This window comes from Collinsella sp. MSK.8.10, assembly GCF_019041915.1.
Classification (GTDB): domain Bacteria; phylum Actinomycetota; class Coriobacteriia; order Coriobacteriales; family Coriobacteriaceae; genus Collinsella.
Genome location: NZ_JAHPYF010000001.1, coordinates 372236 through 393609, shown reverse-complemented (window position 1 = coordinate 393609; position 21374 = coordinate 372236). Strand labels below are relative to the sequence as shown.

Below are 21374 nucleotides of genomic sequence, written 5' to 3'. Positions count from 1 at the left end.
GCTGCGAACATTTGGTGGGCGTTAGAAGATTTGAACTTCTGACCTCTTCCGTGTCAGGGAAGCGCTCTCCCCCTGAGCTAAACGCCCGATCAAGGGTGCGCAAGCGCGCAAGGGATAATATAACGGAGCCTGAACTCGGTGGCAAGAACATTTTTAAAAATCGCTTACATTGTGGAATTCGGGGGCTTTGTCATATCCATCTCAAAAGAGCCTGCTGCCGCGATTTGGCTGTCGCATAATGCAAGGCCATTGCGGTATCGAGCTATGGAAAGACGCCTGCGGAATTGTCCTACCGATAAGCGGACAAGCCTCCAGCTGGTGACTTCGCCGTGGTAAGGTAAGCCGAATTGTTTCCAGGCTGTTTCGGGGGAGTGGAATGAGCAAAGAGCGTGTCGAGCAGGTCAAAGGCACAGGGGCTTCGGTGCCGATGACCGATATATCGAACATTGATGTGCCCGAGGGCACCGACGAGCTCAGCCGTAGCACCCGCCGCGCCTGGCGCGAGCGCCTGAACAGCGCTTCGACGCGCAAGATGATCACGGGCGTCTTGGCTACGCTGGTGGGCGGTTCGTTTTGGGGCTTCTCGGGCACCAGCGCGAGCTTTCTGTTCGATACCTACCACGTCGATACCTTGTGGCTTATGAGCGTGCGTCAGATTCTCGCCGGTCTACTCTTTATGGCCGTGGTTGTTACGCGCGACCGCGAGCGCCTGATTAAGCTCTGGACCACACCCGCCGATCGCAAGCAGCTGCTGCTCTTTACCGCCTTTGGCCTGCTGTTCAACCAGTTTTGCTATCTTTCGGCCGTGCGCCTGACGAACGCCGGAACCGCGACGGTGCTCCAGTGCCTGCAGCTCGTTATCATCATGGGCTACACCTGCGCGATCGATCGCCGCATGCCGCGTACTCGCGAAGTCATCGGCATTGGCCTGGCTCTGGGTGGAACCTTTTTAATCGCCACCGGCGGCGACCCCATCAGCCTGAATATCTCGCCGCTTGGCCTGGCAGCAGGTCTTATGTGTGCGGTCAGCGCCGCGTGTATGGCGGTGATTCCCGCCAAGATCCTGCCCGAATACGGCAGCCCCATCGTCACGGGCTCGGCAATGCTCACGGCGGGCGTGATCTCATGTGTCTTCGTGCAGCCCTGGGCGCATATGCCGGCACTCGACGCTGCCGGCGTCGAGGCGCTCGCGGTGTTCGTGGTTATCGGCTCGTTTTTTGCTTACATGCTCTATATGCAGGGCGTTAAGGACATCGGCTCGGTGCGTGCGAGTCTCATCGGAACCGTGGAGCCCGTCTCGGCGACCATCACCAGCGCCGTTATGCTGGGCACGGTGTTTTTGCCGACCGACCTTATCGGCTTTGCCATGATCATCGTGATGATGTTCCTCACGGTGTAGCTGGCGCCGCCGCCAAGACGGGAAAGGTGTTGTGCCGCATTTTCGCCAATTGACGTCCGTGTCTGGAGTTTAGCTGTCGATGCTCAAAATGCCATAAACTAGTAACGTTATGGACTTTTTCATTGCGACTCAATTGCGAGGATTTCTTTATGGCTGGTAATCACTTTAAGGGCAGCGATAGCGGCCGCCCTGCAGTTCCGCCGCGTCCGAACGGGGCTGGTAAGGCCGGCACGCCGGGCGGCGCTGGACAGGGCGGTTCCGGTAAGCGCGTGTCCCCGGGCGAGACAGCGATGTTTACCGCTCTGTACGAGCAGTCTCAAAAGGCAAAAAAGACCGGCCGTGCAAGAGGGAATGTCTTTGCGGGCGGTGCAACCTCCACGTCGCAGCCGAGCGGGGCTCCTTCGGTACCCGCGAACAACGCAGGTGCTGCCAACGCCGCGAATGCCGACGGCAACGTTAATGCCGACAAGGCCGCCAACAATACTCCCTCTGCCGGTGGCGCGGGGCTTACGGGTAACCTTGGCACGATTTACACCGGCGCCTCCGAGACTGGCACGTTCGCCCGCCTGGATGATAGCGGTGCCGAGTTTGCGGGCTCGGGTTCCAAGGAAGATTATTACGATTTTGGCTTGAACTACGGTGGCGACGCTTCGCCGAGTTCGACCTCTGACGGTCTGGTCCGTCATCGCCATCGCAAGGGCGAGCGCAAAAAGCGTCACACCGGCGCCATTATTGCCGTTGTAGTCGCGGTGCTTCTCGTTGCGCTTGGCGCAAGCGGCTTTATGCTGCTTAACTCGGCAAAGACCGTAAAGAGCGAAGCGAAGGAGGCTGTCGAGATCGTCGGTGGCCTTAAGGACAAGGTCACGTCGGGCGATTTTTCGACGCTGCCTGACGACGCGAAGAAGATCGATGAGCTCTGTAACAGCATGAAGGCGGAGACCTCGAGCCCGCTGTGGGCGGCGGCTTCGTTTATCCCGGTGTATGGCAGCGATATCAATGCGGCCCGCACCATGATTGACGCCCTGTCCGATGTCTCGAGCAATGCGCTGGTTCCCATGGCCGATAACCTTTCGCAGGCTACGCCCGGCAAGCTGTTCCAGGACGGCATGATTAACGTGTCCGCGCTGCAGGCGGTCGCCGATTCGCTTTCCAGCAGCTCGAAGGTGTTCAAGAGCGCCAACGAGAAGGTCCAGGGCATTGGCGATACTCATATTTCCCAGGTGACCGAGCTGGTCGATAAGGCCAAGGACGGCTTTGCCACCCTCAACGGCGCGGTTGACGCGGCGGAGAAGGTCGCCCCCGTCCTTCCCCAGATGCTCGGCGCCAACGGCCAGACGCGCAACTACCTTATGTACGCCATGAACAACGTCGAGATTCGTGCTTGCGGCGGCTTTGGCGGTTCGCAGGGCCTGATTTCGGTCACTGACGGCCAGATGTCGATTGGCGAGTTTGTTCCCCGCATTGGACTCAGCGAGGATGAGGCAGTCGAGAGCGTCGACGAAGAGGATGAGGCGCTGTTCGGCAACCACAGCAACCTGTACAACTCGGGCAATACCTATTCGCCTGATTGGCCCCGCAACTCGCAGCGTGTCGCCGCGCTGTGGAAGTCCCAGTATGGACAGGACGTTGATGGCGTCATCGGTATCGACCCGGTGTTCCTGCAGTATCTGCTGGGCCTGGTCGGTAACGTGTCACTGCCCGACGGAACGGTTGTCGACGGCACCAACGCCGCAAAGGTCCTCATGCACGATGTGTACTGGAACTATCCGGTCGAGGAGTCGGACGGCATCTTTGCATCCGTCGCCAGCGCTGCCTTCGACAAGATCCTTGGCGGTATCGGCGATGTCGATGTTACGAAGCTTGTCAGCGCCGTTGAGCGCGGTGCCGAAGAGGGCCGCCTGATCGCGTGGATGAGAAACGATGATGAGCAGAATGCCATCAAAGAGACGGGCATTGACGCTTCGCTGCCCGATCCGGATGATCCGAGTGCCGATCCCGTTGCCGGCGTTTACTTTAACAACCTGAGCTTCTCCAAGCTCGACTGGTATCTGAACGCCGACACTCAGATTGGTCAGGGCATCAAGAACGGTGACGGCACGTGCTCGTATCGCATCACCGTTACCCTGACGAACATCATGACGCAGGAGGAGGCTGGCAAGCTGCCCGACTACGTTGCGGCGAGCGCACCCGATGCCGCGCGTGACGACGAGCGTCTGAATGTCTCGTTGTTTGCCCCGACGGGCGGCAACATTACTGATCTGACCGTCGAGGGCACCCAGTTTGGTCTTGGCGCCGCTACGTGGCATGGAATCCCCTTCTATTCGGGCACCGTTGACCTGCATGCTGGCGAGACGACGACGATCACGTATACGCTGACCACGTCGGCCGAGGCGGGGGACAAGCCGCTTACGCTGCGTCAGACTCCTACATGCCAGGCGGCTCGCGACAGCGCGTCGGCGTAGGGTTTTTCTGGTAGCGCAGATAATCGAGTACCATTTTGGGGCGGACAGGCAATCTGTTCGCCCCTATTTTGTAAGGAGAGCGCATGAAGTACTTTGGCACCGACGGCTTTCGTGGTGAGGCCAACGTTGGGCTGACGGTAGAGCACGCTTATAAGATTGGCCGTTTTGTGGGCTGGTATTACGGCGCCAACCGCGAGCGCAAGGCACGCGTGATCGTGGGCAAGGACACGCGTCGCTCGAGTTATATGTTCGAGGCGGCGCTGGTGAGCGGCCTGGTCGCGAGCGGTGCGGACGCCTATATGCTGCACGTGATCCCCACGCCGGGCGTAGCGCATCAGACTGTGGAAGGCTGCTTCGATTGCGGCATCATGATCAGCGCGAGCCACAACCCGTTTTGCGATAACGGCATTAAGCTCGTCAACAGCGACGGCTTTAAGATGGACGAGGACGTGCTGGAGCTCATCGAGGATTACATCGATGGCAAGAGCGAGGTGCCGCTGGCAACGGGCAACCACATCGGCGCCACGGTGGACTACATGCAGGGTCGCAACCGCTACATTGCTTCGCTCATCGCCAGCGCGAACTTTTCGCTGCAGGGCGTCAAGATCGGCATCGATTGCGCCAACGGCTCGGCATCCTCGGTGGCCAAGCCGGTGTTCGACGCACTGGGCGCCGATGTGCGCGTGATCAATGCCGCGCCCGACGGCTTTAACATCAATGTCGACTGCGGCTCTACGCATATTGAGCGCCTGCAGCGCCACGTGGTGGAGCAGGGCCTGGATGTGGGCTTTGCCTACGACGGCGATGCCGACCGCTGCCTGGCCGTGGACGAGCGCGGCCGCGTGGTCGACGGCGACCAGATCTTGTACGTGTGCGGCGTGTACCTGAACAAGCACGGGCGTCTCTCGGGCGGTACCGTGGTACCGACGATCGCCAGCAACTTTGGCCTGATCAAGTCGTTGGAGCTTGCCGGACTGAGCGCCGTGACCAGCGGCGTGGGCGACCGTCACGTGTATGCCAAGATGCGCGAGGGCGGCTACAGCCTGGGTGGCGAGCAGACGGGCCATACGATCTTTGGCGATATCGAGCGCACGGGCGACGGCATTATGACCTCGCTGCGCGTGATGGAAGTGATTCGTGCCGAGCGCGAGACGCTCTCGCAGCTCACGGCTCCGTGCAAGCTGCTGCCACAGGCGCAGGTGGCCGTGCACGTGGCGGACAAGGACGCCGCGCTCGAGAACATGGGCGTGCAGAACGCCATCGCCGAGGCCGAGGCTGCGCTGGCAGGCGAGGGCCGCGTGCTCGTGCGCAAGAGTGGAACCGAGTCGGTTATCCGCGTGCTGGCCGAGGCGCCCGACCAAGCATCCGCCGATGCCGCCATGAAGCGCATCGCCGCCGCGCTGGAAGCTCTGTAAGGTAGTCATTGGGGACGTTCTTAAACAACTAGGTGGAAAGGGGGCGCTGCGGATTGGTTCCGCGGCGTCCCCTTTGCGTTGGCGTGTCGGTTATGCCTTACAGCTCGTACAGCGTGGTGAACTTGTCCTGCAGGTAGCTGCAGTAGTAGCGGGCGTCAAAGTCCATGCCGCACGCGCCCTTGATGAGCTCCGGTGCGTCCTTGGCACGGCCCCACTGCCAAATGTGCTCGCCCAGCCAGGCACGGACGGGCGCCAAATCGCCGCTCGCACAGGCACCGGTAAGGTCGACGCCGTCGCGGCACATGGCCGGCACAAACATAGCGTCGTAGGCGCTACCCAGCGCATACGTGGGGAAGTAGCCAAACGAGCCACCGCTCCAGTGCGTATCCTGCAGGCAGCCGTGCGTGTCGTCGGGAACGGGAATGCCCAGGTACTCATCCATAAAGCGATTCCAAAGCGCGGGGATATCCTTGGCTGTGGCCTCGCCGGCAAACAGCATGCGCTCGATCTCGTAGCGCACCATAACGTGCAGCGGATAAGTGAGCTCGTCCGCCTCGGTGCGGATCAGCGACGGCCGTGCGATGTTCACGGCATGGTAGAGCGTATCCTCGTCCACACTGCCATAGACCTCGGGCGCGTGACGGCGCAGCACCTCGAGCAGCGGGCCCATAAAGGCGCGGCTGCGACCCACGGTGTTCTCGAAAAAGCGGCTCTGGCTCTCGTGGATGCCCATGGAAGTGCCGCCCTCCAGGCGGGTGCGCGCATAGGCAGGATTGACGCCCAGCTCGTACATGGCGTGTCCCGCCTCGTGGATGATGCTGTAGACGTTGGAGATGCAGTCGTCCTCGTAGATGTGCGTCGCGATGCGCGCGTCGCCCACGGCAAAGCCCTCGCTAAACGGGTGCTCGGTAAAGGCAAGCGTGGTGTCGTTCAGGTCCAGGCCGACGAGCTTCATAAGGTCGAAGCTCATGGCGCGCTGGGCGGCCTCGGGCACGCGGGCGTGCAAAAAGTCGGCAGCGGGCTGCTGGCCGCGCTCGCCGATGGCGTGCACGAGCGGCACGACCGTCGCCTTGACCTCATCGCAAAACGCATCGAAGCTCTTGGCGGAAAGGCCGCGCTCGTACTGGTCGAGCCAAACATCGTATGGGTCGCGCTTGGGGTCCATGAGCTCGGCCTGATGCTTAAGTTGGGCGACGATTCTATCCACATAGGGCTCAAAGCTCGCCCAGTCATTGGCCGTCTTGGCCTTGTGCCACACGGCGTCGGCCTCGCAGGTGAGCCTGGTCCAGGCCTCGGCCTCCTCGGTGGGAATGACGCTCGCTTCGCGCTGGTCGCGGCCGAGTACGCGGATCTCGTCGAGCAGCTGCGGGTCGTCGATCTTGCCGCCGGCGACGGTTTCGCGTGCCAGCGAGCGCACAAGTTCGACAGACTTTTCGCTGGTCAGGAGCTTATGATGCTCGCCGGCAAGGGTGCCCATGGCGTCGGCGCGCGCTGCGGCGCCGTTGGCGGGGGCAATGGTCGCGCCGTCAAACTCGGCAATCTTGAGCAGGTACTCGCGGGTCCACAGCTTGCCCTCGAGCTTGCGGAATTTTTTGACGGCCTTATCGACCTTCATGCCTTTGGGCGTCTTGCCCACTGCGGGCTCGGCCTTCTTATCGTGCTTCTTTCCCATACCATATCCTTGATCTCGTGAGCCGAGCGCCTTGGGTGGGCGCGCGGCCAGTTTGCACAGCTACTCGCCTTGTACCCAGCGCGAACAAAACGGAACGCGGCGATATGCCCAAACAATGTGGTATCCTGTAGCCCAATGCGTTGACGGAGAGGGTTTTGCCCGCCGCGTCGCCGGCAAGAGAGGGAAGGTCATGGGCTGTAAGCCTTCCTGCGGTGGCAAGGGCCAAGCGTTCACTCCCGAGCAGCGACCTCAACGGGCACGCGGCCGGCGGCGGCGATGTCCCCAGTAGGGAAGCCGTGAGCCTCGCGACAAGGGGCAAAGAGTGGGCGCGGCGGGCCAGACATCCGCCGGGTCAAACAAGGTGGTACCGCGGAATTCAACCGTCCTTGGGCAATGCACATGCCCGAGGACGGTTTTTTGTTACCGAACCGGGCCGCGTTTTCGCAACGTCAGACGGCGGCAGCCGCCTCGGCAAGCGGGGAGCGCGAGAGACGAAAGGGAAGACATGAGTCTGATTGATGATCTGGTCAAACTCGAGGAAGAGGCCAAGGAGCTCGTCGCAGGCGCCGACGACGCCGCAAAGCTCGAGGCCGCGCGCGTTGAGCTGCTCGGCCGCAAGGGCCGCATCACCGGCCTGATGCGCATGATGGGCAAGCTCGCCCCCGAGGATCGTCCCGTGATGGGCAAGCGCGCCAACGAGATGCGCCAGCTGATCGAGGGCATGCTCGACGAGCGCACCACCGAGATGAAGGCCGCCGCCCTCAAGCACGCACTCGAGCACGAGGCCGTCGACATCACGCTACCGGGTATCCGTCCGCAGATCGGCCACCAGCACCTGATCAAGCAGATCATCGAGGAGGCCGAGGACATCTTCTGCGGCATCGGCTACACCGTCGAGTCTGGCCCCATGGTCGACACCTCCTATTACAACTTCACCGCGCTCAACGCCCCCATGGATCACCCGAGCCGCTCGGCCCGCGATACCTTCTATGTGGTCGACAACAACCCCGGCAGCGTCGCGCACCCCGAGGCTCACGCCCACGGCGAGTCCGACGTGCTGCTGCGCACCCAGACCTCGGGCGTGCAGATCCACACCATGGAGTCGCAGAAGCCGCCCATCTACATGATCTGCCCGGGCACCGTCTACCGTCCCGACACGGCCGACGCCTGCCACCTGCCGCAGTTCAACCAGATCGAGGGCCTGGTCGTCGACGAGGGCATCACCTTTGGCGATCTTAAGGGCACGCTCGACTACTTTGTTAAGTGCATGTTTGGCGAGGACCGCAAGACGCGTTACCGCCCGCACTTCTTCCCCTTCACCGAGCCGAGCTGCGAGGTAGACGTGAGCTGCCACGTGTGCGGCGGCAAGGGCTGCAACTTCTGCAAGCACAGCGGCTGGATCGAGATTCTGGGCTGCGGCATGGTCGACCCCAACGTCCTTATCAACTGCGGCATCGACCCCGAGAAGTACACCGGCTTCGCCTTTGGCATTGGCGCCGAGCGCGTCGCGGCCCTGCGCTACGACCTGCCCGACCTGCGCACGTTGATGACTGGCGATATGCGCTTCTTGAACCAATTTTAGGCTTGCCCAGGCACCCCATCTTGGCGTTCAAACCGTCGCTCGCGTACCTTTAGTACGCGTCGCTCCTCTTTCACGCCAACCTGGGGCACCTGGACAACCCTAAGGCGAACGTCTTCATTTGATATTCCTCCCTATGCGGAGATTAAGAACTAGGAGAGCTACATGCGCGTTTCTTACGACTGGCTCAAGACCATGATCGATATTCCGGAGGATCCCAAGACCCTTTCGGACGAATATATCCGTACCGGCACCGAGGTCGAGGCGATCGACACCGTGGGCGAGTCCTTCGACCACGTGGTGACCGCCAAGGTGCTCACCAAGACCCCGCACCCCGATAGCGACCATATGTATGTGTGCTCGGTCGACGTGGGCGACAAGAACCTCGACGCCGACGGCAACCCCGCCCCGCTGCAGATCGTCTGCGGCGCGCAGAACTTCGAGGCCGGCGACCACATCGTCACGGCCATGATTGGCGCTGTCCTGCCCGGCGACGTCAAGATCAAGAAGAGCAAGCTTCGCGGCGTCGTGTCCATGGGCATGAACTGCTCCGCGCGCGAGCTCGGCCTGGGCGGCGACCACTCCGGCATCATGATCCTGCCCGAGGATACGCCCTGCGGCATGCCGTTTGCCGAGTACGTGGGCTCGAGCGATACCGTGCTTGACTGCGAGATCACGCCCAACCGTCCCGATTGCCTGTCCATGATCGGCATGGCCCGCGAGACCGGCGCCATCTTCGACCGCGATTTCCACGTTGAGCTGCCTGCCATCAAGGCCGAGACCGGCCGCGCGACCGACGACGAGCTTTCGGTCGAGATTGCCGACGAGGGCCTGTGCGACCGCTACGTCGCCCGCATCGTGCGCAACGTGAAGGTCGGCCCCTCGCCCGACTGGATGGTCAAGCGCCTCAACGCCCTGGGCGTGCGCCCGCACAACAACATTGTCGATATCACCAACTACGTGATGATGCTCACCGGTCAGCCGCTGCACGCCTTTGACCTGGACACCTTTGCCGAGCGCGATGGCCGCCGTCGTGTGGTGGTCCGCGCCGCCCAGCAGGATGAGAAGTTCACGACGCTCGACGGCGAGGAGCGCACGCTCGACGCCGGCATGGGTCTCATCACCGACGGCGAGCGCCCCGTGGCGCTGGCCGGCGTTATGGGCGGCATGGATTCCGAGATCGAGGACGACACCGTCGATGTGATGGTCGAGAGTGCCTGCTTCAACGCCGGTCGCACCTCGCACACCAGCCGCGACCTGTCCCTGATCTCCGACGCCTCCATTCGCTTTGAGCGCCAGGTTGACGAGACCGGCTGCGTGGACGTCGCCAACGTTGCCTGCGCGCTCATCGAGGAGATCGCCGGCGGCGAGGTTGCTCCCGGCTATGTCGACGTTTTCCCTGCGCCCAAGACTATCGACAGCATCAAGCTGCGCCTGGCCCGCGTGCATGCCATCTGCGGTGCCGACATCGAGCCCGAGTTTATCGAGCGTTCGCTCACCCGCCTGGGCTGCACCGTCGAGCGCGACGGCGATGACTTCATGGTCACCCCGCCGAGCTTCCGTCCCGACCTGCCGCGCGAGATCGACCTGATCGAGGAGGTCCTGCGCCTGTGGGGCATGGGCCGTGTGACGGCGACCATCCCGGCTGCCAAGAACCACATCGGCGGCCTGACCCGCGAGCAGAAGCTCACCCGCAAGGTCGGCGAGATCCTGCGCGCCTGCGGCCTCAACGAGACCACGACTTTCGGCTTTGCCGCCCCGGGCGACCTGGAGAAGATCGGTATGTCCACCGAGGGTCGCGGTTGCCCCGTGGTGCTCATGAACCCGCTGGTAGCCGAGCAGACCGAGATGCGTCGTTCGCTGTTGCCGGGCCTGCTGCAGTCCGTGGCCTATAACGAGGCCCACGGCACGCCCAACGTGCACCTGTACGAGGTCGGCAGCCTGTTCCACGGTCGCGAGAACGCCAGCCTGCCCAAGGAGACCAAGTCCGTGGCGGGCGTGCTCTCGGGCCAGTGGAGCGAGCAGTCCTGGAACATGAAGTACCGCAAGCTGCGTTTCTTCTTTGGCAAGGGCATTGTCGAGGAGCTGCTCGCCCAGCTGCGCATCGAGAAGGTTCGCTTCCGTCCCGTCGAGGGCGAGGGCTACGCTTTCTTGCAGCCGGGTCGTGCGGCCGAGGTTCTGTCCGGCGGCACCGTACTGGGCTGGGTCGGCGAGATTCACCCCGAGGCGCGCGAGGCGATGGGCATCGATGAGGTCGTCGTTGCCTTTGAGCTCGATCTGGACAAGCTGATCAAGGGCGCCCGCAATCAGGAGAACTACCGCGAGTTCTCGCAGTACCCGGCTGTTGAGCACGACCTTGCTATCGTGGTCGACAATGCTGTGACCTGCGAGGATCTTGAGCGCCGCATTACCAGCGCCGGCGGCAAGCTGCTCGAGGGCGTGCGCCTGTTCGACGTCTACCGCGATCCCATCCGCATCGGAGCGGGCAAGAAGTCCATGGCCTTTGCGCTTACGTATCGCTCCGACGACCACACGCTCACCAGCGAAGAGGTCGAGAAGGCGCACCAGAAGATCGTCACCAAGGTATGCAAGGGCGTAAACGGCGAGGTCCGCGGATAGGGCTTGCGCTGGGGTATGGGTCAGCGGTGGTTGCCGCCGAGTCTTACGTGACCGCTATGCTCGATATAAGGCACCGTTGAGCCTTCATATATGACACGCGCATTACATAACGGCGTGCTGCTTTGTCGGCAGTGCGCCGTTTTGCTATGATAGCCCGCGGCGTGTTACGAATCTTACAATGCGTAACACTGACAAGGTGATTTAAGCGGCGTTGCAATTCTGTGCGCCGATAACCGGGAGGCGCCCATGCACATTCCAGATAATTATCTGTCCCCGCAGACGGATGCCGTCATGGCAGTGGCAATGGTGCCCGTTTGGGTCCACTGCATCAAAAAGGTGCGTGCCACGCTCGATCGCGAGCACATGGCTTTCCTGGGCATCTGCGCCGCATTTTCCTTCTTGCTCATGATGTTCAACGTGCCGCTGCCCGGCGGCACCACGGGTCACGCCGTCGGCGGCGCGCTCATCGCGCTGCTGCTGGGCCCGGAGGCCGCGGCCATTGCTGTCTCGGTCGCGCTGGCGTTGCAGGCGCTGCTGTTTGGCGACGGCGGCGTTCTGTCCTTTGGCGCAAACTGCTTTAACATGGCCTTTGTGCTGCCGTTTACCGCTGCTATCGTGTTCCGTGCGCTCAACAGCCGTCTGCACGACAAGAGCTGGGGCACCTCGGTTTCTGCCATCGTGAGCGGTTGGGTCGGCCTGTGTCTGGCGGCCCTGTGCGCGGCGATCGAGTTCGGTATTCAGCCGATGCTCTTCACCAACGCTTCGGGCGCTCCACTGTACTGCCCCTTCCCGCTGTCCGTTGCCATTCCGGCCATGATGATTCCGCATATGTTGGTTGCTGGCGTGGTCGAGGGCGTGGCGACGGCCGCCATCTACGGTTTCATTAAGAAGACGGCGCCGAGCGTTATCGTCGGGCCCGAGGCCGTCGATGGCCAGTTTGCTGCCGAGGGCGCTGCCGCCAAGAAGACCTCGCTGGTCCCCACGCTCATCCTGGTCGCCGTGCTTGTCGTGGCCACGCCGCTGGGCCTGTTGGCCACAGGTGACGCATGGGGCGAGTGGGACGCCGAGGGCGCCTCGACCGCCGTTCAGGAGACTGGTGACGACAGTCTGCAGGCTTCGGTCGGCCTCGATACCCCGACCTTTGCCGACGCTCTGCCTACGGGCGATTATCTGCAGGCCTATTCCGAGGAGCAGGGCCTTGGCTTTGCCGGCCAGGCTGCGATGTATATTCTTTCGGGCGTGATTGGCGTGGCGGTGCTCACCATCGCATTCCGCCTGGTCTCGCTGACGGTCAAGGAAAGCGGTGCTCATGGCGACGGTCGAGCTGCCTAGCTGGCTTGCGGTCGAGCAGTGTTACGAGCCCGCGGGGGCTCGGCATCGTGTAATGCAAAAGAATGTCCTGCACCTGGCGAGCCTGCTTGAGCGGGTTCGCCTGGGTGGAGGCGCGAACGAGGGCGGGTCGATGGTCGACCGCGCCCTTTCTTGCGTTTCGGCTCCGGTGCGCCTGGTGGGGATGTTCGTCTGCGTTCTGTGCGTGTGTCTGACGCAAAGCCCGCTGTACCTGATGTTGATGGCGGCGATCGCGTTGGTGCTGGTCGCGGTGCGCCCCGTACGCGGGCTGCGCGCTACCTTTGTGCCGGCGTTGGCTGCCGCGGGGTTTGCCGTGGTTCTGGCGCTGCCTGCCCTGCTGCTGGGTGCTTCTGCCACGGGCGCCATGCTCAAGATTGCACTCAAGACGTTCATTAACGTGTCGCTGGTGCTGGGTGTTTCGTGGACGCTCACCTGGAGCCGCATGTCGGCGGCGCTCAAGACGCTACAGCTGCCCGACGAGGTCATCTTTACGTTTGATATGGCGCTCAAGCACATCGAGGTGCTGGGACGCACGGCACACGATCTGACCGAATCGGTCATGCTGCGCAGTGTGGGTCGTGCGCCTGCGGGTTTTTCGCGTACCGATTCGATCGCGGGTATCATGGGCATGACCTTTATCAAGGCGATGGAATGCATCCGCGCGATGGACGAGGCTATGCTTTGCCGTGGCTTTGCCGGTGCGTATCCGACTCCCGCGCGGAGCGGCTTTGGCTGGCGCGATGCGGTCTATGCGGTCGTCGTGGTGCTGCTCGCCGTGTTGTGCGCGGTGCTGTAGCGCGGGCGGCCGAGCCGTCGATGTGGATAGGGAAGGGCGACGTTTTGGCAAACGATACGAATGGCGTGATGGGCGCGAGCGGTGCTACTGGCGCCAAGAGCGTGCCGCTCATCGAGTTTCGCGACGTGCTGTTCTCCTATGCGGGGCATACGGTTGTCGATGGTGTGTCGCTGCAGGTCGATCGTGGTGAACTCGTTGCCCTGCTCGGTCCCAACGGCTGCGGTAAGACGACGATTATGCGCCTTATTAACGGCCTTGAACTCGCGGACGCAGGGGCATACCTGTTTGACGGGCACGCGATCGACGCGGCGTTTCTAAAGGATTCCGCGGCCGCTCAGCGTTTTCATCAGCGCGTAGGTTTTGTGTTTCAAAATGCCGACGCCCAGCTGTTCTGCGCTACGGTGGGCGAGGAAGTTGCTTTTGGTCCCGCGCAGATGGGGCTGCCGGCAGACGAGCTCGAGCGCCGCGTGCGCGATGCCATGGAGCTGTTCCAGGTTGCCGATCTGGTCGATGCCTCGCCCTATCAGCTTTCGGGCGGGCAAAAGAAGCGCGTGGCGCTGGCTGCCGTCGTGTCGATGAACCCCGATATCCTGGTGCTCGACGAGCCTACCAACGGACTTGACGAGGACTCGTGCGACATCGTGGTCAACTTTCTACTGGCCTATGTTGCTGCCGGTAAGACGGTCTTGATGAGCACGCACCATCAGGATTTGGTACGACGCCTGGGTGCCCGCGCCATCTATATCGATCGATATCACCATGTGGTCGAGGCTCCGGTGTCGTCGTATGGAACCGAGAGCGGCGCTGCGGAATAGTTGCTGCGTAGAGCGTGCGTAGCGGCCCGCGCGGCTTTGCCGTGATGGTATAGTTATCCAGGTTTTTATGGGGGTGGCTATGCCAAGCTGGAACATTCATATCGCTCAAACGGAGCGCTTGCTGGCACGTGCTAGCGTGCTTGCCGATAGCGTGCGCGACCGCAATGCCTTTTTGTTTGGCTGCGTGGTTCCGGATATCTTCGTGGGCTATATGGTCCCTGGCATCGCCGATCCCATTCCGTATCGCATTACGCACTTTGCAAAGCCCGAGCCTATCCCTAAGCCGCGCGAGCACGAGTTCTGGGATACCTATGTGGCGCCGCTGCTTAAAGGCGCACCCGCGGGCGAACCTGCTGAGGCTACCTCGATTGTCGAGGAGCGCGAGCGACTGAACCGCGTGCACTATCCTCAGCGCTACATGGATGCCGAGCCGGTTGTCGGTCCCGGCGCCTGTGAGTTCTCGCTTGCGTCCGAAGATGTGGCGCAGTCGCTGCTCGATTTAACGCTGGGCGTCTGGTCGCATCTGGTGGCCGACACGGTATGGAACACGCGTGTGAACCAGTATCTGGAAGCACACGGCGGCAAGCCGTGCGAGGAATTCCGCATTAAAAAGCAGGGCGATTTTGACTGGTTTGGCAAGACGCTGGGCATCGTTTCCATTCCGCGTGCGACCGATCGCCTCTATACCGCTGCGACGCGTTTTGGGCAGTATCCCATCCATAAAGAATATGTGCTCAAGACTATCGGCGTCATGCACGAGATTGTACGCGAAAACCCCGGCGAGCCCGATCATCCGCCGTATCGCCTGCTAACCGAGGAGTTTTTCGATGTAACGTTTACCGAGGTCATCGAGCTGACCGAGGCGGGATTTGCGGCTCGCGTTGCTGCTTCTGACGTTCCCGCAGTCCCCCTGATCGCTAGCTGCTAGCCGGCCGGCTTAACGGTGAACAGTTCATTCCAATTGACCAACGGCTCCCGTCGCAGGGCGTCTTCGGTGGTGCGCTCGGCATCGGAGAGGCTTGCGACTGAACACAAATCGATGATGCGGCATACGAAGAAGGTCTAAAAAGGGCCCGGAAGGCAAAGCCTTCCGGGCCCTTTTGCAATGCAAGCGTGCTTGCAAGTGCGATTTAGCGCACCTGAGCGACGTAAGCGACGTTGGTCGAGGAGACCTTGTCCTCGAGCTGAACACTCATGCGGGGATCGCCGGCGGTAGCGACGGTCAGATCGCCGGCCTCGACGTAGCCGAGCTCCTTAGCGGTCTCGATCGCCTTGACGATCGTGCCGTTGACGGTGCCCTGGGTAATCTCGGCCTGGTGCGGGATAACGCCCCAGTACATGATCATCTGCTGGACGGCCCACTCGTGGCGGGAGAACGCGCAGATCGGCATGTTGGGACGGAAGTGCGAGATCAGGCGTGCGGTACGACCGGTGGTCGTCGGCACGGTGATGCACTTGGCGCCAACGGTGGTGGCCATGTTCACAGCGGACATACCCACAACGTTGTTGACGACGCGGGTGCCGTGAGCGTCGGCCGGAACCTCGAGCGGAGCGTGGGCCGGGAGGTACTTCTCGGTCTCGAGAGCAATGCTGGCCTGCATCTTAACGGCCTCGACCGGGTACTTACCGGCAGCGGACTCGCCAGAGAGCATAACGGCGTCGGTGCCGTCGTAGATGGCGTTAGCAACGTCGGCAACCTCGGCGCGCGTCGGGCGCGGGTTCTGCTGCATGGAGTCGAGCATCTGCGTAGCGGTGATAACGGGCTTGTAGGCCGCGTTGCACTTGGCGATGATCTCCTTCTGGATGTGCGGAACGAGCTCGGGCTTGATCTCGATACCCAGGTCGCCACGGGCGACCATGATGCCGTCGGAAGCCTCGAGGATCTCGTCGAAGTTCTCGACGCCCAGGGCGCACTCGATCTTCGGGAAGATCGTCACGTGCTCGCCACCGTTCTCGCGGCAAAGCTTGCGGATGCCGCGGACGGACTCGCCGTCACGGATGAAGGAAGCGGCGATGTAGTCGATGTTCTCGGTCAGGCCAAAGAGGATGTCCTGACGATCGCGCTCGGTGATGGCGGGCAGCGAGATGTTGACGTTGGGCATGTTGACGCCCTTGCGCTCGCCGATCAGGCCGTCGTTCTTAACGACGCAGGTCATGTCCTGGCCGCTGACGGACTCGACCTCGAGGGCAACCAGGCCGTCATCGATCAGGATGAGGGAGCCCTTCTCGACCTCGGAAGGCAGAGCCAGGTAGTCGAGGGAGATGTGCTCAGCGGTGCCGTGGAAATCCTCGGACGTGGGCTGAGCGGTGACGACGATCTTATCGCCGGTCTTGACGGCAACCTTCTTGCCGTCGACCAGAAGGCCGGTGCGGACCTCGGGGCCCTTGGTGTCGAGCAGGATGCCGACAGGCAGACCGAGCTCCTTGGAAATACGGCGGACGCGCTCGATGCGACCGTGGTGCTCGTCGTAGGAGCCGTGCGAGAAGTTAAAACGGGCGACGTTCATGCCCGCCTTGATCATCTCGCGGATGGTCTCGTCGCTATCGCAGGCGGGACCCATGGTGCATACAATCTTAGTGCGCTTGTACATTCAGACCTCCATCTGACATCGTCTTGCGCTGATAGATAAACCATAAGAAATAAAACCGAGATGATTATAACGAAATGCCGACCGAATACCCCAAAAAATCGACCGTATGCCGAAATGGAAGTTCATTTTTTGCGGGAAAAACGGTATATGAAAAATCTTTACCAACCACTCCAACCGCTGCTATCTGGGCGATATGTCAGTTTGGCGATGTGCCGAAGAAAAAACGTTTTACCAATGTTGAGCATCACACGGTCTGCACCGTTGCGTGCGGACCATATTTCCAAACCGATTGTTTTGGCTAGACGCGTCTCTTTGGGGTACCATAGCTCCACTATCAACTGCCGCTCAGCACGGCAGCCTTGATGAGCCCTTGCCCTTCTCCTGGGAATTATGATCGGGCATCAATCTGCTGAGTGGCCCGAATCCCAGGAGGGGACTCTATATGCAAAAGGAATACCTGTCCGCCGCGGCGGAGGTGCTCAGCGACCAAGGTGTCGATGAGAACCTCGGCCTGAGCAACGACGAGGCGTCTTCGCGCCTCGCCAAGACAGGCCCTAACAAGCTCGAGGAAGCCGAGAAGACGCCGCTGTGGAAGCGTTTCTTTGAGCAGATGGCCGACCCCATGGTCATCATGCTGATCGTTGCCGCCGTCATCAGTGCGCTCACGGGCATGGTCAAGGGCGAGCCCGACTTTGCCGATGTTGCCATCATCATGTTCGTCGTTATCGTCAACTCGGTGCTGGGCGTGGTCCAGGAAGCCAAGAGCGAGGAGGCCCTCGAGGCCCTGCAGGAGATGAGTGCGGCGCAGTCCAAGGTGCTGCGCGACGGCAAGCTCGTGCACCTGCCGAGCGCCGAGCTCGTGCCCGGCGACGTGATCATGCTCGAGGCGGGCGACTCCGTCCCGGCCGACTGCCGCGTGCTCGAGAGCGCCACGATGAAGATCGAAGAGGCCGCGCTCACCGGCGAGTCCGTGCCCGTAGAGAAGCACGCCAACGTGATCGAGCTTGCCGCGGGCACCGCTGACGTGCCGCTCGGCGACCGCAAGAACATGTGCTACATGGGTTCCACCGTGGTATACGGCCGTGGCCGCGCCGTCGTGGTCGGCACCGGCATGAACACCGAGATGGGTAAGATCGCCGGCGCCCTGGCCGAGGCCAAGGAGGAGCTCACGCCGTTGCAGGTGAAGCTTGCCGAGCTCAGCCGCATCCTTACCATTATGGTGATCGTCATCTGCGTCGTGATCTTTGGCGTTGACATCCTCCGCCACGGCGTGGGCAATGTCCTCACCGACCCGACTGCCCTGCTCGACACCTTTATGGTCGCCGTCTCGCTTGCCGTCGCCGCCATCCCCGAGGGCCTGGTTGCCGTCGTGACCATCGTCCTTTCGCTTGGCGTGACCAAGATGGCCAAGCGCCAGGCGATTATCCGCAAGCTCTCTGCTGTCGAGACCCTTGGCTGCACACAGACCATCTGCTCCGACAAGACCGGTACCCTTACCCAAAACAAGATGACCGTCGTCAAGCACGAGCTCGCTGCGCCCAAGGAGAAGTTCCTGGCCGGCATGGCGCTGTGCTCCGATGCTCAGTGGGACGAGGAGCTGGGCGAGGCCGTGGGTGAGCCGACTGAGTGCGCGCTCGTCAACGACGCCGGCAAGGCGGGCCTCACTGGCCTGACTGCCGAGCACCCGCGCGTGGGCGAGGCCCCGTTTGACTCGGGCCGCAAGATGATGTCCGTGGTCGTCGAGACCCTGGACGGCGAGTACGAGCAGTACACCAAGGGCGCGCCCGACGTGGTGATCGGCCTGTGCACCCATATCTACGAGGGCGATAAGGTCGTACCCCTGACCGAGGAGCGTCGTGCCGAGCTCGTGGCCGCCAACAAGGCCATGGCCGACGAGGCCCTGCGCGTGCTGGCGCTGGCAAGCCGCACCTACACCGAGGTCCCGGCCGACTGCAGTCCCGCCGCGCTCGAGCACGACCTGGTCTTCTGCGGCCTGTCCGGCATGATCGACCCGGTTCGTCCCGAGGTCGCCGACGCCATCCGCGAGGCGCACGATGCCGGTATTCGCACCGTCATGATCACGGGCGACCACATCGACACCGCCGTGGCCATCGCCAAGCAGCTGGGCATCGTCACCGATCGCAGCCATGCCATCACCGGTGCCGACCTCGATCGCATGAGCGACGAGGAGCTCGACGCGCACATCGAGGACTACGGCGTGTACGCCCGCGTCCAACCCGAGCACAAGACACGCATCGTCGAGGCTTGGAAGTCGCGCGACCAGATCGTGGCCATGACGGGCGACGGCGTCAACGACGCCCCGTCCATCAAGCGCGCCGACATCGGCGTGGGCATGGGCATTACTGGTACCGACGTCACCAAGAACGTCGCTGATATGGTGCTCGCCGACGATAACTTTGCCACCATCATCGGTGCCTGCGAAGAGGGCCGTCGCATCTACGACAACATCCGCAAGGTCATCCAGTTCCTGCTTTCGGCCAACCTTGCCGAGGTGTTCTCGGTGTTTATCGCCACGCTCATCGGCTTTACCATCTTCCAGCCGGTGCAGCTGCTGTGGGTGAACCTGGTCACCGACTGCTTCCCCGCACTCGCGCTGGGCATGGAGGATGCCGAGGGCGACATCATGAAGCGCAAGCCGCGCAACGCCAAGGACGGTGTCTTTGCCGGACATATGGGTCTGGACTGCGTGGTCCAGGGCCTAATCATCACCGCGCTGGTGCTGGCGAGCTTCTTTGTGGGCGTGTACTTTGACATGGGCTACATCCACATCGCCGATATGATCGCCGGCAATGCCGACGAGGAAGGCGTGATGATGGCGTTCATCACGCTCAACATGGTCGAAATTTTCCACTGCTTCAATATGCGCAGCCGTCGTGCGTCGCTGTTCACCATGAAGAAGCAAAACAAGTGGCTGTGGGCTTCCGCCGCGCTGGCGCTGGTGCTGACGGTGATCGTAACCGTGCAGCCGACGCTTGCCGAGATGTTCTTTGGCCCCGTGACGCTTGAGCTCAAGGGCGTTCTTGCCGCGCTGGGTCTGGCCTTCCTGATCATCCCGTTGATGGAGATCTACAAGGCGATCATGCGCGCGGTCGAGAAGGAGTAGGTCGAAAGGCCATCCTTCCCACCGGCCCGACCGCCTGCGGGGTTTCTTCTTCGCTGGTCCTCGCGCTTCGCGCTGCGGGATCGCTCAGAAGAAATCCCTCCCGGCGGGCGGGCCTTCGGATAACCTCTCGGGACCATGAGCTGAGGGAAAGTGTGTGAGTCGGTCGAGCATTTGCTCGACCGACTCTTTTTTGTGGGAAAATACCTGCTCAGTTGTGATTTATGGTGCTGGGAGGCGCTTGTGGGCAAGGCTAAGGCTAAAGCGAAGAAAAAGACGACGGGGGCGCGGGCTAAGCGCGATCGTCGTCGGAAGCTCGCGACCGAGGCTCCCGCACCTGCTGAGGAGCTGCTGGCAAGCGTGCCGGGGCTCGACGCGCTGCAGGATGTTCCGGCGTTTGATGACCTGCCGGTCGATGAAGCCCAGCAGGCTGCCTTTGATGATTTCTGCGCACATGCCGAGGAGCCCGAGCAGATGCAGCTTGGCGCCGTGGTGCGCTTGGATCGCGGGTTTCCGCTGGTGGCGACTGCCGACGATACCTTCCGCGCCGAGCATGCCGTGGGATTTGCCAAGTCGCGCGGTGGGGACGAGGTCCTGCTGCCTGCCGTGGGCGATCGTGTGGCGGTGCGCCGCGCTCCCGGGCACGATATGGGCGTGATTGAATGCGTGCTGCCGCGCCGTACGAGCTTTGAGCGTTGGCGCGGCCGTGCCCGCGGAGAGCGCCAGGTGCTCTGCTCCAACGTGGATAGCGTGCTAATCGTGCAGGCGCTCGGTGCCGGCGAGGTGCTGCTCGACCGTGTGGCGCGTTCGCTGGTATTGGCGCTCGACTGCGATGCCGAGCCGGTGGTGGTACTCACCAAAGCTGACCGCTGCGATGCCGAGGAACTCGAGCGCGATCTGGACCGCGTGCGCCGCCTGGTGGGTCCGGACGTGCGCGTGATCGTGACGTCCTCTGCCGAGGGCCGCGGCCTGGACGAGGTCCGTGCCTGCGTGCCTGCCGGGAGCTGCGCCATGATTCTGGGCGAGTCGGGTGCCGGCAAGTCGACGCTGCTCAATGCGCTGCTGGGCCACGATACGTTGGCGACCGGCGGTGTGCGCGAACGCGACGACCAGGGCCGTCACACTACCGTCGCGCGCGTGATGGTGACGCTGCCGGGCGACGCCGGCGTGATCGCCGATGCCCCGGGCCTGCGCAGCCTACCGCTCGTGGGTCACGAGCGGGGACTGGCCCGCGCCTTCCCCGAGATTGTCGAGGCATCGCGCGCGTGCCGGTTTGGCGATTGCACGCATACCCATGAGCCGGGTTGCGCCGTTCGCGAGGCCGAGGACGCCGGGCAGATCGATAGCCTGCGTCTGGAAACGTTCCAAAACCTGGCGTCATCCATGCGCGTGAGTGCTCAAATGCTCGATCCCGATGTCCATCTGTAATTGATTTTTCCTATGACAGCCGTCTCCCAACTGTTCGGGAGACGGCTTTTTGCTGCGGAAAAGCCTCGAAACATGCAGTTTGCTGACGTGCTGACCAAAACCTTGCCACGAGCTTGACGGGCTGGTC

Annotated in this window: 13 protein-coding genes and 1 tRNA gene; 11 read left to right on the top strand and 3 right to left on the bottom strand. The window is 62.2% G+C overall.

From position 1 onward, the window contains the following. Nucleotides 1–12 precede the first annotated feature (12 nt). Nucleotides 13–87: transfer RNA gene (locus KTF55_RS01630), tRNA-Val, on the bottom strand. A gap of 289 nt (nt 88–376) precedes the next feature. Here KTF55_RS01630 and KTF55_RS01625 point away from each other — a divergent pair. The 3 genes from KTF55_RS01625 to glmM all read left to right on the top strand — a co-directional run bounded on the left by KTF55_RS01625 (nt 377) and on the right by glmM (nt 5276). Beyond that, a complete protein-coding gene (locus KTF55_RS01625) occupies nt 377–1399 on the top strand; it encodes a DMT family transporter (RefSeq protein WP_217107511.1) in 1023 nt (340 codons plus the stop codon). A gap of 149 nt (nt 1400–1548) precedes the next feature. Continuing rightward, the gene (locus KTF55_RS01620) at nt 1549–3861 is read left to right on the top strand and encodes a DUF4012 domain-containing protein (protein WP_217107512.1); all 2313 of its coding nucleotides are present in this window, start codon (nt 1549–1551) and stop codon (nt 3859–3861) included. Nucleotides 3862–3944: 83 nt separating this feature from the next. Then, on the top strand, nt 3945–5276 hold the full coding sequence (glmM, locus tag KTF55_RS01615; protein ID WP_195521317.1) for a phosphoglucosamine mutase: 1332 nt from the start codon (nt 3945–3947) through the stop codon (nt 5274–5276). Between the two features lie 97 nt (nt 5277–5373). On the opposite strand, the gene KTF55_RS01610 is transcribed toward glmM, so the two are convergent. After that, nucleotides 5374–6948, bottom strand: a complete 1575-nt coding sequence (locus tag KTF55_RS01610) for a carboxypeptidase M32 (RefSeq protein ID WP_217107513.1) — start codon at nt 6946–6948, stop codon at nt 5374–5376. Nucleotides 6949–7453: 505 nt separating this feature from the next. Between KTF55_RS01610 and pheS the strand changes: the two genes are divergently transcribed. The 6 genes from pheS (at nt 7454) to KTF55_RS01580 (ending at nt 15035) form a co-directional block, all read left to right on the top strand. Next, the gene (pheS, locus tag KTF55_RS01605) at nt 7454–8530 is read left to right on the top strand and encodes a phenylalanine--tRNA ligase subunit alpha (protein ID WP_040359117.1); all 1077 of its coding nucleotides are present in this window, start codon (nt 7454–7456) and stop codon (nt 8528–8530) included. A gap of 162 nt (nt 8531–8692) precedes the next feature. Continuing rightward, on the top strand, nt 8693–11146 hold the full coding sequence (pheT, locus tag KTF55_RS01600; RefSeq protein WP_099432608.1) for a phenylalanine--tRNA ligase subunit beta: 2454 nt from the start codon (nt 8693–8695) through the stop codon (nt 11144–11146). Between the two features lie 246 nt (nt 11147–11392). Then, nucleotides 11393–12478, top strand: coding sequence for a cobalt transporter CbiM (cbiM, locus tag KTF55_RS01595; RefSeq protein ID WP_217107514.1), 1086 nt, complete (start codon nt 11393–11395; stop codon nt 12476–12478). Then, nucleotides 12456–13292, top strand: a complete 837-nt coding sequence (locus KTF55_RS01590) for an energy-coupling factor transporter transmembrane protein EcfT (RefSeq protein ID WP_217107515.1) — start codon at nt 12456–12458, stop codon at nt 13290–13292. Before cbiM ends, KTF55_RS01590 begins: the two co-directional genes overlap by 23 nt. A gap of 44 nt (nt 13293–13336) precedes the next feature. Further along, a complete protein-coding gene (locus KTF55_RS01585; RefSeq protein WP_226790443.1) occupies nt 13337–14107 on the top strand; it encodes an energy-coupling factor ABC transporter ATP-binding protein in 771 nt (256 codons plus the stop codon). A 79-nt stretch (nt 14108–14186) separates the two neighbouring features. Further along, nucleotides 14187–15035 carry a hypothetical protein gene (locus KTF55_RS01580; RefSeq protein ID WP_226790442.1) on the top strand — a complete coding sequence of 283 codons (849 nt, stop codon included), beginning with the start codon at nt 14187–14189 and terminating at the stop codon, nt 15033–15035. A 202-nt stretch (nt 15036–15237) separates the two neighbouring features. Here the strand turns inward: KTF55_RS01580 and pyk are convergent, their stop codons facing one another. Further along, complete coding sequence (gene pyk / locus KTF55_RS01575) at nt 15238–16698, bottom strand: pyruvate kinase (protein WP_117637393.1); 1461 nt, start codon at nt 16696–16698, stop codon at nt 15238–15240. A gap of 442 nt (nt 16699–17140) precedes the next feature. Between pyk and KTF55_RS01570 the strand changes: the two genes are divergently transcribed. Together KTF55_RS01570 and rsgA are read left to right on the top strand one after the other, a co-directional pair. Then, on the top strand, nt 17141–19822 hold the full coding sequence (locus tag KTF55_RS01570) for a cation-translocating P-type ATPase (protein ID WP_217107518.1): 2682 nt from the start codon (nt 17141–17143) through the stop codon (nt 19820–19822). Between the two features lie 471 nt (nt 19823–20293). After that, a complete protein-coding gene (gene rsgA / locus KTF55_RS01565) occupies nt 20294–21247 on the top strand; it encodes a ribosome small subunit-dependent GTPase A (RefSeq protein WP_199408838.1) in 954 nt (317 codons plus the stop codon). The last annotated feature ends 127 nt before the right edge of the window (nt 21248–21374 follow it).